17 protein-coding genes are annotated in these 15,747 nt (G+C 29.9%); 5 read left to right on the top strand and 12 right to left on the bottom strand.

From position 1 onward, the window contains the following. Position 1: 1 nt before the first annotated feature. A complete protein-coding gene (locus tag ML436_03220) occupies positions 2-1,156 on the top strand; it encodes an MFS transporter (protein UMT78751.1) in 1,155 nt (384 codons plus the stop codon). 92 nt (positions 1,157-1,248) lie between these two features. Here ML436_03220 and ML436_03215 read toward each other — a convergent pair whose 3' ends face one another. The 9 genes from ML436_03215 to ML436_03175 form a co-directional block, all read right to left on the bottom strand. Beyond that, positions 1,249-3,291, bottom strand: a complete 2,043-nt coding sequence (locus ML436_03215) for a sodium:proton antiporter (GenBank protein ID UMT78750.1) — start codon at positions 3,289-3,291, stop codon at positions 1,249-1,251. Positions 3,292-3,631: 340 nt separating this feature from the next. Beyond that, positions 3,632-4,072 (bottom strand): Na+/H+ antiporter Mnh2 subunit G, encoded by a 441-nt coding sequence (gene mnhG2, locus ML436_03210; GenBank protein ID UMT78749.1) that lies wholly within the window; start codon positions 4,070-4,072, stop codon positions 3,632-3,634. Further along, the gene (mnhF2, locus tag ML436_03205) at positions 4,047-4,349 is read right to left on the bottom strand and encodes a Na+/H+ antiporter Mnh2 subunit F (protein ID UMT78748.1); all 303 of its coding nucleotides are present in this window, start codon (positions 4,347-4,349) and stop codon (positions 4,047-4,049) included. Before mnhF2 ends, mnhG2 begins: the two co-directional genes overlap by 26 nt. Beyond that, positions 4,346-4,828 carry a Na+/H+ antiporter Mnh2 subunit E gene (gene mnhE2, locus ML436_03200; GenBank protein ID UMT78747.1) on the bottom strand — a complete coding sequence of 161 codons (483 nt, stop codon included), beginning with the start codon at positions 4,826-4,828 and terminating at the stop codon, positions 4,346-4,348. The genes mnhF2 and mnhE2 overlap by 4 nt, the downstream gene beginning before the upstream one ends. Then, positions 4,829-6,325: a Na+/H+ antiporter Mnh2 subunit D gene (gene mnhD2 / locus ML436_03195; protein ID UMT78746.1), complete on the bottom strand. Its 1,497-nt coding sequence runs from the start codon at positions 6,323-6,325 to the stop codon at positions 4,829-4,831. Continuing rightward, positions 6,315-6,659: a Na+/H+ antiporter Mnh2 subunit C gene (gene mnhC2 / locus ML436_03190; protein UMT78745.1), complete on the bottom strand. Its 345-nt coding sequence runs from the start codon at positions 6,657-6,659 to the stop codon at positions 6,315-6,317. Before mnhC2 ends, mnhD2 begins: the two co-directional genes overlap by 11 nt. Continuing rightward, a complete protein-coding gene (gene mnhB2, locus ML436_03185) occupies positions 6,656-7,081 on the bottom strand; it encodes a Na+/H+ antiporter Mnh2 subunit B (protein ID UMT78744.1) in 426 nt (141 codons plus the stop codon). The genes mnhC2 and mnhB2 overlap by 4 nt, the downstream gene beginning before the upstream one ends. Beyond that, complete coding sequence (gene mnhA2, locus ML436_03180; GenBank protein UMT78743.1) at positions 7,068-9,470, bottom strand: Na+/H+ antiporter Mnh2 subunit A; 2,403 nt, start codon at positions 9,468-9,470, stop codon at positions 7,068-7,070. Before mnhA2 ends, mnhB2 begins: the two co-directional genes overlap by 14 nt. Before the next feature lie 14 nt (positions 9,471-9,484). Continuing rightward, the gene (locus ML436_03175; GenBank protein ID UMT78742.1) at positions 9,485-10,045 is read right to left on the bottom strand and encodes a tyrosine-type recombinase/integrase; all 561 of its coding nucleotides are present in this window, start codon (positions 10,043-10,045) and stop codon (positions 9,485-9,487) included. A 153-nt stretch (positions 10,046-10,198) separates the two neighbouring features. On the opposite strand from ML436_03175, the gene ML436_03170 reads away from it, so the two are divergent. The 4 genes from ML436_03170 to sarA all read left to right on the top strand — a co-directional run bounded on the left by ML436_03170 (position 10,199) and on the right by sarA (position 13,069). Further along, the gene (locus ML436_03170; protein ID UMT78741.1) at positions 10,199-10,402 is read left to right on the top strand and encodes a DUF1659 domain-containing protein; all 204 of its coding nucleotides are present in this window, start codon (positions 10,199-10,201) and stop codon (positions 10,400-10,402) included. Positions 10,403-10,418: 16 nt separating this feature from the next. Next, positions 10,419-10,643, top strand: coding sequence for a DUF2922 domain-containing protein (locus ML436_03165; protein UMT78740.1), 225 nt, complete (start codon positions 10,419-10,421; stop codon positions 10,641-10,643). Between the two features lie 180 nt (positions 10,644-10,823). Beyond that, the gene (locus ML436_03160) at positions 10,824-11,753 is read left to right on the top strand and encodes a DMT family transporter (GenBank protein ID UMT78739.1); all 930 of its coding nucleotides are present in this window, start codon (positions 10,824-10,826) and stop codon (positions 11,751-11,753) included. A gap of 941 nt (positions 11,754-12,694) precedes the next feature. Further along, a complete protein-coding gene (sarA, locus tag ML436_03155) occupies positions 12,695-13,069 on the top strand; it encodes a global transcriptional regulator SarA (GenBank protein ID UMT78738.1) in 375 nt (124 codons plus the stop codon). A 288-nt stretch (positions 13,070-13,357) separates the two neighbouring features. Here sarA and ML436_03150 read toward each other — a convergent pair whose 3' ends face one another. The 3 genes from ML436_03150 to ML436_03140 all read right to left on the bottom strand — a co-directional run bounded on the left by ML436_03150 (position 13,358) and on the right by ML436_03140 (position 15,705). Beyond that, positions 13,358-14,146, bottom strand: a complete 789-nt coding sequence (locus tag ML436_03150; GenBank protein ID UMT78737.1) for an alpha/beta hydrolase — start codon at positions 14,144-14,146, stop codon at positions 13,358-13,360. Positions 14,147-14,314: 168 nt separating this feature from the next. After that, the gene (locus ML436_03145; protein ID UMT78736.1) at positions 14,315-15,031 is read right to left on the bottom strand and encodes a hypothetical protein; all 717 of its coding nucleotides are present in this window, start codon (positions 15,029-15,031) and stop codon (positions 14,315-14,317) included. A 167-nt stretch (positions 15,032-15,198) separates the two neighbouring features. Further along, complete coding sequence (locus ML436_03140) at positions 15,199-15,705, bottom strand: hypothetical protein (GenBank protein ID UMT78735.1); 507 nt, start codon at positions 15,703-15,705, stop codon at positions 15,199-15,201. Positions 15,706-15,747 lie beyond the last annotated feature (42 nt).

The following is a 15,747-nucleotide window of genomic DNA, read 5'->3' as shown; positions in this document are numbered from 1 at the left end:
TATGTCAGATACTAAAATTGTAACTTTGATTGGTTTTTTGACAATGTTTATTGTTGGTGTTTCAGACTTGATTGTTGTAGGAATGTTAAATGAAATGAGTAAAGAATTCCATGTAAGTAATGCCTTAATAGGTCAGCTGGTAACATTGTATGCTGTTGCTTTTTCAATTTTAAGCCCTATTTTAACAAAAGCAACTAGTCATATTAATGATAAAAAATTATTAGTGTCCTGTTTAATACTTTTTATTATTTTTAGTATGCTCACAACTGTAATGACTAATTATTTCTTCCTATGTATTGTTAGAATCATTATGGCAGGCATTGCTTCATTAATCACTGTGAAATTAATGTCTACTGGGGCAAATATTGTTCCAGAAGAATACAAAGCATCAGTTATCGCTAACATATACGTAGGCTTTAGTGCAGCAAATATACTAGGTATACCTATAGGAACATTAATTGCTTCACATTACAATTGGAAGATTCCGTTTTATATCATTACAATCATCACCTTTTTATGTCTTTTAGGTGTAATGCTATTTATTCCGAATAAATCACATTATAGTGTTACTAATCAATCTAAATACCAATTAGTAAATTTCAGAGGCATATTAATCATGTTGAGCTTTTTATTAATCATGATGATTTCTAATAGCATGTTGTTTACATATATAGAGCCTTTAGTTAAAAGTAAAGGTCATAGCATCTGGATAGTAAGTTTATGTTTATTTTTCTCAGGTGTAGCAGGTGTTCTAGGTTCAAAATTAGGAAATAATTTAGCTGAAAAGAAAGGCTACCGGATTGCGGGAAATATAATTATAATTGTCTATATTATTTCTATTACGGTCATCTTATTTACTGGACAAAATGTCATACTTTTAATTTTGTCTATATTTACATGGAATTTATTTCATTGGGGAACAAATCCAACAGTACAGTATGCTTTACTTAAATTTTTAAAAGGCGATCCAAGTCAAATATTGAGCTATGATATTTCGATATTAAATTTAGGAATCGGATTAGGATCATTAATTGGTGGTATATTATTCTCTATCGATAATCAGTTCAACTTATCAATTGTTGTTGCTATTTTATTGGCAATGGTTTCATCTATCTTATTAAAAATAGCTGTTCATAGCGAAACAACAACTAAGTAATTACTCATAAGCGAATTATAACGCGTAATCATAATTCATTTAAAAAAGGCATGATGAAAAACAAACTAATTTTTCATCATGCCTTTTTTCAACTATGTCATGCTATCTACAATAACCATTTCATCGTAATTGATTGCCTCTCTTAATTTCAAAGCAGTACCTTCAGATACTTCATCTGTATCAATCAATTCACGTAAAATGCGACGTTGTTCTCTTAAAGCATTTAATTTAATTTTAGTGATTGTATCTTCACTTGCTGAGTTAAAGAAATTAGATGGCGTTAAATTTTCAATTCTCATTAAATAACCATCACAAACCATCCCTACTTCAAGTGTATTATCTTTCGTCGTCTCTTTAGATAATCGACTAACAACATTATAATGAACTAACTTATTGATTTTATTTAATTCCATTAAGTTATCCGTAACACTTAACGAAGAAGCAGAGTTGACTTTCGTTTGAACTCGTCGTTTCAATAATGCACCACGTAATAACACTATCATTCTTCTAATTAATGACGCTTGTCTATATACCTGTGTTCTTTCTGCATAACGCATATAGTTTTCAAGTACACTATTTGTGATTTGTCCTTCATCTACTAAAGATTCTAGCGTTTTCGTTTCAACATTAAATGCAATTTTTTGCAATCGTTCTAATTCTTTTGAGTTTTCATCATCTTTTTCTACTGTTTTTAAAAATGCTAACTTATCATGATACTCTTTTATGACATTGCCATATTTATAACTTGTTTCAAATGTTGATTTCTGGTTTAAGTAGTCAATAACATGTTCGAGTATATAAATTCTAGCGACTTTAAATGACATATTACCAATAACAGTTTTAGGTGCTGGTTTTGTTAACATTGGTAACAAGACTTGTGCAACTACTAAACTAATGATTACCATTCCTGATGCTATAAACAATAAGTCATTTCGATAAGTAAACGCATGATGTCCAGCTAAAAAGTACGGTAATGTTAAGGCAATTGCTAATGAAATTGTCCCATGCACACCACATAAAGTCATAATTAAAGCATATAAACTACGCTTTGGTGGTTTCTCAGTCGTTGGATTATCATCATCATTTTTAGACATCATTTTTTGGAATGGACTGATGGCTAAATAAAAATATGGATATAAGACATAAACCCAAACAAATCTAAATAAGTATACGGCTAATGCAACAACAATTGTTATACCAATTAAAAAGATCAAATTGTGTGGTTCTGTTTTAATAATTTTAATGACAACTTCAGGAACTAAAAAACCTAGTATTGAAAATACAAAGCCATTCAAAACATAGCCTAAAATATTCCACGTATGATTGTAACTCATTTGTAATTGTGTACGTACTTGCATAATTCTATCTCGTTCAAATCCATGAACTAGACCAGCAACTACTGCTGCAATAATACCTGATGCATGGAATAATTCAGCAATTAAATATGTAACGAACGGTGTTAACAATTGAATGATCGTAAACATATTAATGTTTTCATATCCTCGACGCATCAATGTCAATCGGAATCTTACTAATGCCATACCTATAAGCAAACCAATGACTGCACCACCTAATGATGCAACTAAAAATAACTGCACTGCATCTACAAGTGAAAATGCACCTGTTACTAATACGCCAACAGCTATTTTAAAAGAAATGATACCAGCAGCATCGTTTAATAATGATTCACCTTCAAGGATAGTCATTGCGCCTTTTGGCAATACTTTTCCTTTAGTGATTGCTTGTACAGCTACTGCATCGGTAGGACAAAGTATTGCTGCAATTGCAAATGCTGCCCCAATAGGTAAATCTGGCCATATCCAATGTATAAATAAGCCAACACCTATGACAGTAGTGATTACTAAACCTAATGCCATCATCATTACTGGTTTAATGTACTTTCTTAAATGTACTCTAGATACATTAACACCTTCTACAAATAACAAAGGCGCAATCATTGTTACCATAAATAATTCAGAATCAAAATTAAATTGAACAGGGATTGGGGTAATAAATAGTAACATGCCCAAGAAAATTTGTATAAATGCTAGGGGTACTTTAGGTATGAAAGTATGGACGAAAGAACTTAGTATCACAACAGCTATAAATATAAGTATTGTTTCAAATATTTCCAAACTTTCACCTCTCTAAAAAGTATTGTTTAATTGAAAATTAAGTATCACATCTCGTTGTAATAATACTTTTGAGGATAAATTTAATTAACGACCACGAAAGTACTTTAATATAGATTTTGTTCTACGATTGCAGTACTCAAATTTGCAATTATTTAATTTTATTTTATCACTAATTGTTTGAATAAATAAACATCTTGCTTTCTGTGTATCGTATCTTTAAGAGTGATTAATTAACAAAATGAGCACTTCGACAAAACAATACATGTCTCAAAGTGCTCATTTAATTATTTATTTTAATGTTAAAAATGGGATTAACTATCTTTTCACTATATTCATCGGTCTATCGGTCTTTTAGGTACCAAGTTTTTCGATGTGCTTCTCTTTTTTGTGCCCGAGCTTTTAATGCGTCGCTAGAATTTTGTTCATTATAACTTAAAAGTATTGAAGTGGGTGTTTGGTCATCATTTTTTCTATACATGTAAGCCCCATTTCGATATGCGGCTCGAGCTACTAAATGCATGCCTACAGGTGAAGTTAAATTTATAAAAACAAGAGAGAGTATTAACCTTACACTGAAAAAACCTGTATTCACAATAAAATAAATGAATACACCTATTAACGTTAGTAATACAGATAACGTTGAACTTTTAGTAGCAGCGTGACTTCTTAAGAATACGTCTTGGAACTTCACAATTCCTATTGCACTAATAAGCGCAATAATGCTACCTAGCAACAACATCACAGCGGCAATAAGACTAAAGATTTCTTTTGTTATTTCCATTAAACACATACCCCCCACCAATAAATCTAGAAATCGAAACAGAACTTACAAAAGATATTATGGCGATTAGCATGATGGAATCTAAAAAGGATACCGTACCCATTAATACACTTAACACGCCAACAATAGACATAACGACTGCACTTGTAGTATCAAATGTGACTACTCGATCTGCTGTTGTCGGACCTTTAATTAGTCTAAATAAACAAATGATTAATGCGATACCAAAAATAATGAGTGCACTAATTATCATCATATGCGTTATTGACTGTATCATCGAGACACCTCCAATATTAAGTCTTCATAATGCTTAATACTTCTTACTAAACTTTCTTTTTCTTTCTCAGATACATCAATACTATGAATAAAAAACTTTTTAGAGTCTTGCGAAATTCTTATAACAGTAGATCCAGGTGTAATGATAATTAATATAGTTAAAAATGTAATTGCCCAATCACTTGAGAGCCTTGTTTCATAGGACAATAATCCTGGATTCATATCTTTAGTTTTGAAAAGAATATAATTGATTGTGCTGATACTCGATGTCAATAATTGATATAAATAAACACCTACAAATTTGATTGCCACCCATATTTTTCGAACATAAAAATCATCACTAAAAAACCTGTGTAATATATATATGACAATTAAACCAATTAGATATCCAGAAAAGAAAGTCGAAAATTTAAAATGATCTTCATCTTGAAATAATACCCATAAGAATGCAATGATAATATTTAAAACAATTTGATTCATTTAGTCCTCTCCTTTCAAATGCGGATTAACAAGTTGATGATATAATTGGTCATTTGTATTAAGTTCCGTTGCATCATTTGTAATTTTTAATAGTATTGGTGCAGCTATTCCGATAGCAATTACAGCAAAGACTAAAATACTAAGTATACCTTTACGATATTTCGGTATTTTCTTAAAACGAACTTCTTCGCCGTCTTTATCTCCAAAATACATATAAAATAAAATTCTAAACAAACTGTACATAGCAATTAAGCTCGTAATAATCATCAAACTTAGTCCTACATAATTACCATTTTGCAATGCACCTTGGAAAATAAGTATTTTTCCTGGGAATCCACTAAACGGAGGTACGCCACCAATTGCAAATATCATTACAATAAATGCAACACCAAAAAAGGGTTCTTTTCTAGCTAAACCGTTTAGATATTGATATTGGCGAAGACCTGTAATGTAAACTAAGCTACCAATAATAAAGAACAGTAATGTCTTTACAACAATGTCGTTTACTAAATAAAAGATGGCACCGTTAATACCAGCAAACGTATTTGTCCCTAAACCCAAAATGATAAATCCTATAGAAATAACGACTTGGTATGCTGCAATCTTTTTAATGTCTTTATATGCTAAAACCCCTATGGCACCTATAATCATTGTTATCGAAGCCATAACAGCTATTAATGGATGTATCAAATTATTATGTTGATCAAATATTAATGTAAAGAAACGAATCAATGCATAGGCACCAACTTTAGTCATTAAAGCTGCAAACAATGCCGCTAATTCAGTATTTAACACCGCATATGCTTTAGGTAACCACATAAATAAAACAAGTGCTGCTTTACTACTAAATGCGACTAAAAAGATAAGCGAAATCATCGTTACTGTTTTATTATCACCCATTTCATTTAAGCGTAAAGCAATATGCGAAAAGTTAAGTGTGCCTACAGTCTTATATAACAAGCCTATTCCTAATAAAAACAACCATGAACCGATAATGTTTAATACGACGTAGATAATAGCTGCCCTTAATTGCTCAACAGATTGTCCAAGTGTAATTAATACAAATGAAGCGAGTAACATAATTTCAAACATGACATATAAATTAAATAAATCAGATGTTAGAAATGATCCAATCACACCTACACTTAAAAACAATATAAAAGATGGTAAGTGATAACGATTTGCTTTCTGTTCTCCACGACCAAATCCGTAAGCCATGATTAATGTAATGACAAAAGAAGCGGTAGTAACCATAATTAAACTTAAAGAGTCTCCTAAAAATTGTATGCCAAACGGTGCCGTCCAACCGCCAAAATCTAATGTAATCGGTCGATGATTTTGAACATAAATTAATAATATTAATGAAATCAATGTTGTAACGGTCATCGTACTAAGATACAAATATTTTGATATCCTGTCATTGCTTTTTAAAAATACAAGAATCAAAGCACATAGAAATGGTAATAACATCGGTAAAATCAGTGCATTACTTAGCATCGTCATCCCCCCTTAAACCATCAATTTCATCTTCTTTCGTTACTCTGTACGTTCTGTAAACAAGCACAAGTAAAAAGGCAGTCATACCAAATCCAATAACAATCGCAGTAAGTACAATTGCTTGCAGTAATGGATCTACAAATAATTGATTTCCACTTGTAATCAGTGGCTCAGATTTGTTAGAACCGTAAGTCCCCATACTCATAATAATTAAATTGCCTGCATGCGTGTAAATTGATATACCAATGACAATACGTATTAAATTAATAGATAAAATCATGTATGTTCCAATAAACACTAAAAATCCTATAACTAATAATAATATTAAATTCATGACCTACCTCCACTAAGTGACAACATTACAGTGACAATAACACCGACTACAGAGAATAATATGCCTAATTCAAATAGCGTTATTGTAGACACATGGATTTGTCCTAAAATAGGAAGCGCCCAGGTTGTTTCATATTGAGATAAGAATGGCTTTCCAAAAAATGTCGGTATAATAGCTGTCATAGAAGATACCAATGCTCCAACTATCATTAATACTCTGAAATCAATTGGCAAACTTTTTAAAACTTCATCAACATCAAATGCAAGAAACATTAATATAAATGCTGAACTAAATATCAATCCACCAATAAAACCGCCACCTGGATTATTGTGACCGGCAAAGAAGACATAGAATCCGAAAGTCAATAATATAAATACAACTAGTTTAGTAACAGTTTTTAATACAACATCATTCTCTTTCATCTTGTCCCCTCCGATCTTGATAATTTAATAATGTGTAAATACCTAGTCCAGTAATAATCAATACTAATCCTTCAAACAGCGTATCTAATGCTCTAAAATCACCTAGTATCGCATTTACAATATTTTTACCACCTGTTAATTTATCAGCTTTATGGTAAAAATCTGATATCGATGATAGACCATCTGCTTGTTGCGCAATAAAAATAAGTGATACAACTATAATTGCCATCAATAGAGATACAACAATTTTGATAGTTTCTCTTTTTATATTCACTTTAGACCTTGGTACGTTTGGCAACCTTGAAAAGCTAACAATAAATAATATTGTCGTAATCGTTTCAACTACAAGTTGAGTCAATGCTAAATCTGGTGCCTTCATAACGATAAAGAATAAAGTTACAACAAAACCTATAACACCATTTAAAATTACCATCGTCAGTCTTTGACGAATAAAAATCAATGACATACCTATAATGACAGTAACGATTGCCAAAATGATTTCCATAGGACCAAATTCAGAAACATGTAATTGATGTACTTTAGGAAAGCCTATACGGATATAGCCATATCCGATAATAATCATAAAAATAGATAAAGTAATGATTATATATTGATTTAAGCGATCTTGCATAATTCGTTTTAAGGTCTTCGTACCAAATTTTTCAAATTGTCGATAAACAATTTCATACCCTTTTGAAACTGAAATCTGTTGTATTTTTCCAGATATAATTCTTTTCCAGTCAACTTTCAACGCCATTATAAGTCCAACTAAAATAATAATTAACGTCAATATGAATGGTAAATTAAATCCATGCCATTGTGATATATGTGGAGTGATTTGATTAATTTGTTGTCCTATTCCAGAAACTGCTCCTAATGCCGGTACAATGATGGATTGTCCAAAGATGTTTGGAATGAAAAATATTAAAGGTATAAGTACTGTTAATAGGATTGCTGGAAAACTAAACGTCCAAGGTTCGTGTATATTTTTTTTAGTACAAACTGACGTATCGTACTTTCCCCAGAATACTTCTTTAATCATGTAAAGCGCATATGTGAATGTAAATATGCTCGCAATAACACCGATCATAACTAACATAATCATCAGTCCGAAATTAAATTGAGGTAACTGGCCTGCCTTTGTTAAAACATCTAGAAACATTTCCTTACTTAAAAATCCATTTAAGAATGGTACACCCGCCATAGATAAAGCAGCAATTGTCATAACAATATTGATTTTTGGGAATAAATGACGCATCCCACTTAAAATTCTAATATCTCTAGAACCTGCTTCATGATCTAAAATACCAACACCCATGAATAGTGCGCATTTAAAAATTGCATGGTTCATTAAATGAAATAACGCTGCAAACAAGGTAAATGAATAAATTGTAGATAGTTCATCATGTGGATGTTGTGCAAAACCGCCACCAACGCCAACCAAAGCCATAATCATTCCTAACTGGCTAATGGTAGAATAAGCTAAAATTCCTTTTAAATCCCATTGTTTTAAAGCTGTTATCGATCCAAACAACATTGTCGTTAAGCCAACAATCGTCACAATATATATGTACAAATTACTTAACCCTAATACCGGCGTAAATCTAAGTAATAAAAATATACCTGCTTTAACCATCGTGGCAGAGTGTAAATAAGCACTCACTGGCGTTGGTGCAGCCATAGCTTTAGGCAACCAAATGTGAAACGGAAATTGTGCAGACTTTGTAAAAGCTCCTAGTAAGAACATGAAAATCATCGGAATAAATAACACATGATTTTTAATATGATCTGCTTGAGCTAATATGTCAGATATAGTGTTTGTTCCAGTCATTATATATAACATGATAAAGCCAATTAATAATGCTAATCCTCCAAATACAGTAATCATAAATGATTGCAATGCGCCAAATTGACTGTCACCATTGTTATACCAGTATGAGATTAAAAGAAATGACGACACACTCGTTAATTCCCAAAATACATACATCATTATCGTATTATTAGACAGCACGATGCCAATCATACTAAACATGAACAGCGTTAAATAAAAATAAAACCTTGGTAAATTATCTTTTCGAGAGGATAAATACTGTGTTGCGTAGAAGAAAACAGCGATTCCTATAATTGAAATAATAAGCGCAAACATTAAACTCAAACCATCTAAGCGCAATTCTAAATTAATATCTAATGCAGTAAGCCACGGTATTGAAACAGAAATATATTGTTGCTTTATCACAGATGGTATTTGAATTAAAAAGTAAAAAGATGATAAAACAGGTGCAATAAGCGCGATATAACCTGTATAGTTAGCCATAGAACGATGACTAACAGTTACTAAAATCACAGCCATAATAACTAATATAGCTATTAATAAATAAACCAAACTCATTATTTGCCTCCTTTTTATAAATTTAATGTGATATAAATACTGTGATCACAGTCATTTTCTATCCCTATAAAATTCAATGTTTCTATAGTCGATTGATGTCCTAAATATTTTTGAATAATCACTATTGGTATTCCCTTTTGATATGCGTGAAAAGCAAATGTCTTACGGAGCGTCGTTAAACCCACATGTTCAATATTAGCTTCTTTTGCAGCCTTGTGAATAATTCTATACGCCTGTTGTCTAGAAAGTATTTGATTTGTTCGTAATGATTGGAATAGAAAATCTTCATCCGACAAATTTTTCCGCTTAATATAATGCAGTAATTCCTTAGCTAAGGATTCTGGTAATTTTATTTTAATCAACGAATGATAATGTGCTTTACACAATTCCGATAACCTACAATCATCAATAAGTATTTTTACTTGTGCAACTGTGAGCCCCAATAAATCAGTTACTTTTAATCCACTATGAATTGCTAACTTAAAAAATAAATAATCCCGTTCTGACTTATGTTTGAGTACTTGATACATTTTGGTAATATCTTCATTTTTCTTAATTGCCTCTACTTTATTCATTGTTACCTCCTTACTTCGAAGTGTCTTAATCATAAACAAACGATATTTTAGTCACATATAACTATTTCCTTTTTTATAGATTTTAAACATAAATAAAATAACTAACCCTTTTTAAAATTCATTTCGATATATAGAGTGAAAGGAGGTATAAAAATGAGTAAAACTAACCACATTACAATTGTCTTATCTATGACAACAACGGACGTAAATGGCAAACAAATAGAATATAAACGTCGATTTGCCAACATTATCCCTGAAGCAACAAACGACCAAATCAAAGCATTTAGCAAAATCATCGAAAGACTTACTGGCGAATCTTACAGTAATATCGAAGTTATCAAATCATTCTCAATTTAACTAGGAGGCACAACTAATGACTAAAACGCTTGAATTAAGTTTTAAATCTGCATCTGACAAACCAGTCAAATTACAATTACCTCAATTGAACAATCTCGTAACAGAGCAAATTGCACGAGATAGTATGAACGCTTTAGTAGGTTTAAACATATTACAATCTAATAGTGGCGCAATTACAAAAGTACATGCTGCTCAAATTGTTGATAAAACAACAACTGTATTATTCGAAGATAAGAAATAGCATTTTTGATGACAAAATAATATAAATCGTCACATAAACACCCTAGATTTTCATAATGAAAGTCTGGGGTGTTCTTCGATATTAATAATTTTACTCTTAAAATATAGTTGTATATTCTCCCTTTAATGGTAAGCTATTCTTATCGTTCATTTATAAAATAGAAAGAGTGGTTTATCAAATATGCTTTTACTTTATCTTTTAGGTATTATTGTTGGAATGCTTATCCCTATTCAAACATCAGTTAATTCGAGATTATCACTTTATACTAAATCACCTTTCTATACATCATTAATTTCATTTTCAGTTGGGACATTATGTTTAATCATTTTAAATATTATAATTAATCCAGAAGTGTTTACGACTCATTTTTATAGTAATCAAACGTATAATTACACATGGATTTTTGGCGGAATATTAGGTGTTAGTTTTTTAACTGGAAATTTATTATTGTTGCCAAGGTTAGGTGCAACATTAACTGTTATTGCCACTGTAGCAGGACAAATTATAATGGGTGTCCTCATTGATACTTTTGGCTTATTCGGTGCTTCTATCCATGAATTTAATTTTATAAAAGCATTTGGAGTCTTATTGTTACTTTTCGGGATAATATTAATGAACCAATTTAATAAAAACAACTTATTATTAGTAAATCAAAATCATATAATATTATGGTTAATTCTTGGTTTTATATTCGGATTCTTTCCACCAATTCAAACTGCCATTAATAGTACCCTTGCCTACAATACGCATTCACCAGCATTCGCTTCACTCGTTTCTTTTTCAGTTGGGACAATAACGTTATTTATTTTAACCATTATTCTTAATCGCTCATTAAAAATATCTATAAAACATGAACAATTTGGTAATTTGAAACCTATTTATTTCGTCGGCGGAATTCTTGGTATGGCATTTGTAACAGCTAATATTATATTGATGCCCCACTTAGGTGCAGCATTGACCACAATGATCGGTATGTTTGGACAAATTTTAATGGGTATATTGATTGATCATTTTGGATTATTTGGTTCACCAAAAATTACTATGACATTAAGAAAATCAATTGGTTTGTTAAGTATCATATCCGGTATCATACTTTTGAGATTATTTTAAAATTTAATCTAGCTTATCATTTTAACTTGTAATTTTTTCTAAAAATGATAAGCTATTTTTTTGTGCTCAAAAAATGTTTGAATAAGCTATGATTCTAAATCAAATGATCTGCAACAACTTATATTAATTTGTAGATTTAAATGACAACTCATTCTTTAGTCCTAAATTTATGTTATTTTGCAATAATGTGAACCATATTAATAGCAAAATTTATGTTATTCGTGCTAATATTTCATAGTTGGTTATTCAATTAATTAAAAATAAGTCAAAATATGCAACATTTTATAATTCATTGAGTCGAAATTATAAATTAAAGATGTTCTTAACATTTACAATTATCGTACTTTCTACTATTGATTACTAACTATCAATCGGATTACCAATCAGTCACTTTAACGTGCTATAGTTTGATTTTTTGATGAAAATTAAGGGGTTTTCATTTAAATTGAACTACTATGGTAATTACTAAATTAAAAAAATTATAATAAATTTTCTTTTTTTGTGATAAAAGTTTGAAAAATGGGTATAAATAGTAGAAGAAGTTAACTTAAAAGAAAGATTCTATAACAAGAGATTACTTAGATTCACATTGAGTATTGGAACATTTAATTGCGCTAAATCGTTTCATTAAAAAAATAACCTTTTCAAGCTTATTAAATTAAGGCAAATTTTAAAAAATGGTGATATTTTTGACTGTTCAAATTGCTACCTCAAAAATACAATCAATGTGTCTAATGAATAATTTGTTTTATAAACACTTTTTTGTTTACTTCTCATTTTTAATTAGTTATAATTAACTAAATAATAGAGCATTAAATATATTTAATAAAACTTATTTAATGTAAAATTATGACTAACATATCTATAATAAATAAAGATTAGATATCAATATATCGGGCAAATGTATCGAGCAAGATGCATCAAATAGGGAGGTTTTAAACATGGCAATTACAAAAATTAATGATTGCTTTGAGTTATTATCAATGGTAACTTATGCTGACAAATTAAAAAGTTTAATTAAAAAGGAATTTTCAATTAGCTTTGAAGAATTCGCTGTATTGACATATATCAGTGAAAACAAAGAAAAAGAATACTATCTTAAAGATATTATTAACCACTTAAACTACAAACAACCACAAGTTGTTAAAGCAGTTAAAATTTTATCACAAGAAGACTACTTCGATAAAAAACGTAATGAGCATGACGAAAGAACTGTTTTAATTCTTGTTAATGCACAACAACGTAAAAAAATCGAGTCATTATTAACTCGAGTAAATAAACGAATCACTGAAGCAAATAACGAAATTGAATTGTAATTTTGTTTAGCGCAATTTGGTGAAGTTTGATAGATGATACATTCTATTAAACTTCCTTTTTTTATGCCCTTTTTTATCTTTGAGTGACAAGATGTTAGTATGGATTGCTTGTAATCTTATAATTTAATCAAAAATATCACATTCACATTTTATGAATACATTTTGGATAAATTAAATGAAATTCACACAAAATTCTCTTTTTACTCTTAATCAACGAAAATTTTTACCACATAAAAATATACCCCATAAATTAGATAAAAATCTAACTTATGGGATACATGTCACATATCACGATATGTCTTTAATAAAATTCAAATAGTATTCTAAAAATGCTTTAGGCTCTTCAATATGTGGTGCGTGACCAGAATGATCAAAGATTTTTTTAGTTACATTTAAAAAGTGCGCTTCTAATTTAAAATGTAATTTATCTTGAATTAATGGATCATGTTCACCATTAATTAATAAAGTTGGTACACACGTGCGCTTTTTCATATATATTGGTTCATCTTTGTGTAAAATTAATGAACGAATTGCCGCCGCACTATCATCTTCAGACTTAGTACTATATAGTTTTTGCTTTTGATACCATTTCATCGTATTTTCTTGATTTTTAAACAGCTTTGAAAACAATAAAATATAAGCTTCTGATTTATTAAATCCAGCTATTTCATCTTGATATTTAATTAATAACTGTGTAAAACTGTGAATCAAATCATCTTTTTTTGCAGCTATGGTGGTTAATGATTTGACACGATAGGCATATTTATCTGTAAACAGCTTAGCAACGACACCACCTAAATCATGTCCAAGTATGTGTGCCTCATGAATATTTAATTTCTCCATTAAAATTTTCAAATCCTCAACGTGATCGTTTAATTCGTATGATTCACTTTTAGAAGACTTACCGTGACCTCTTAAATCATAACTAATAACTTTAAATGATGTTGCAAGTTGATGCTGTAAATCTTCAAATCCAGCTAAATTACCATCTAAGCCGTGTAACAAAATAATTGGTTCCCCTTTACCCTTCATTTGATAAGTTAATTGGATTTGAGGATTAATAGTGACTTTATTCATTGTGACACCTCCCTCAATAAACTATATACCCAACCTGCTTTCTAAATACGCTTTCATTTTATAAACAATTTTTTTAAATTATTTATAAATTTCTAAATACTACTCCACTATTAAAAAAACTATTCATCTAAATTTATACATTAAATCAGACGAATAGTTAATAAATATTTATACTCTTGTACGTGAAGATAAACGAATTGTAAAATAAATAACTAGAATAACTAGTAATACCCATATTATGAGTGAAAATACTTGTGCAGTTTGTGGATTATGAATCATTGCATCAATCGTTTTTTGACAGAAAAGTAATCCAATTCCTGAAAATTCAAGGTGTTTATAAAAAATACCAGCAATAACTAAAATAATACCAACAAAAAAGAAAAATTGATGGCCATAATTAGTAATTGGTATTATTCCCCAAGTAACATTAAACGCTTGTAGTACAATCAGAAATAATGAAATAATAGCGATTATCGTTCCCATAATCATTTCTAGTTTATTACTTCTCAAATAATTCTTTTTCGATATCCTTAAACAAACAACTATTGTCATCGGAAAAATAACTAAACAATAAAATAAACTCATACCTGTAATTGCTTGAAATTGCACGTATTGCTTATCATATAAATATGCAATAAGAATAAAATTAAGGATAAAGAATATAACTGGATTCAACTGTAATGCAAATAGATTTCTTTGAATCATTAATATTATTTGAGCTGGCGATTTACCTTTATATTCTATATAATCTTGATCTTGCTCTTCAGAATTTTTAATATCTGTATTTACTTTTTCTTTAATATCATCAATCAAATGTGGTGATAAACCTTTATGATTAAAGTAATCTTCTATATTATCTAGTAAAATTTTATCATTAGTGCGCATTTGGTAATACTCCTTTAAAATGAAACATCTTTATTTATTCTATACTTCGAATATCCCCTTCGTAAAACACAAAAATTTAACATTCACTGTAGTATTATGACATGTAAAAAAATAACCGACAAGCATTGCGATTTAACTTGTCGGTTAAGCACGGTTTATTTAATTAGTTATTTTTCTAAATCAATACGATATAATTTTATGTTTTTATCTTTTGGTGCTGATGCAAATTGATAAGTCGTTTTTCCTTTTTCAATATAGCCAAAATTACCTGTAACTTTACTATATTCAGTATGTGTTACTGCTTTGCCAACATAATTTTTAACATCTTGATATGTTGGACCATTTGCATCGTTATACATCATTGATACGCGTATGACTTTACCGTCATTTTTCTTACCATCAGTAGTTACTAATAACATACCTTTGTTAGTGTGGAACTCATAATAATGTTCAGTTCCATTTTCATTGTAAGAGTACATTGGATTTTTGTACTTAGTTAAAACATCTTTAATAGATTCGCCAATTTTCACTTTTTCTAATGACTGGTCACCCTTAGTTAATTGTTTAACAGTATCAATAGAGTTGCCACTTGCTGCTTCAGCGTTAGTATTTACTAAGCCTACTCCCAATACAACAGAACATGCAATTATACTTGCCGTTAGTAGCTTTTTCATAAGCACTCTCTCCTTTTATTTATATCGTCTTGTGCTCACAAC

The organism is Staphylococcus roterodami, assembly GCA_022493055.1.
Taxonomy (GTDB): Bacteria; Bacillota; Bacilli; order Staphylococcales; family Staphylococcaceae; genus Staphylococcus; species Staphylococcus singaporensis.
The sequence above is the reverse complement of the archived record's forward strand: the minus strand, read 5'-3'. Positions and strand labels throughout refer to the sequence as shown.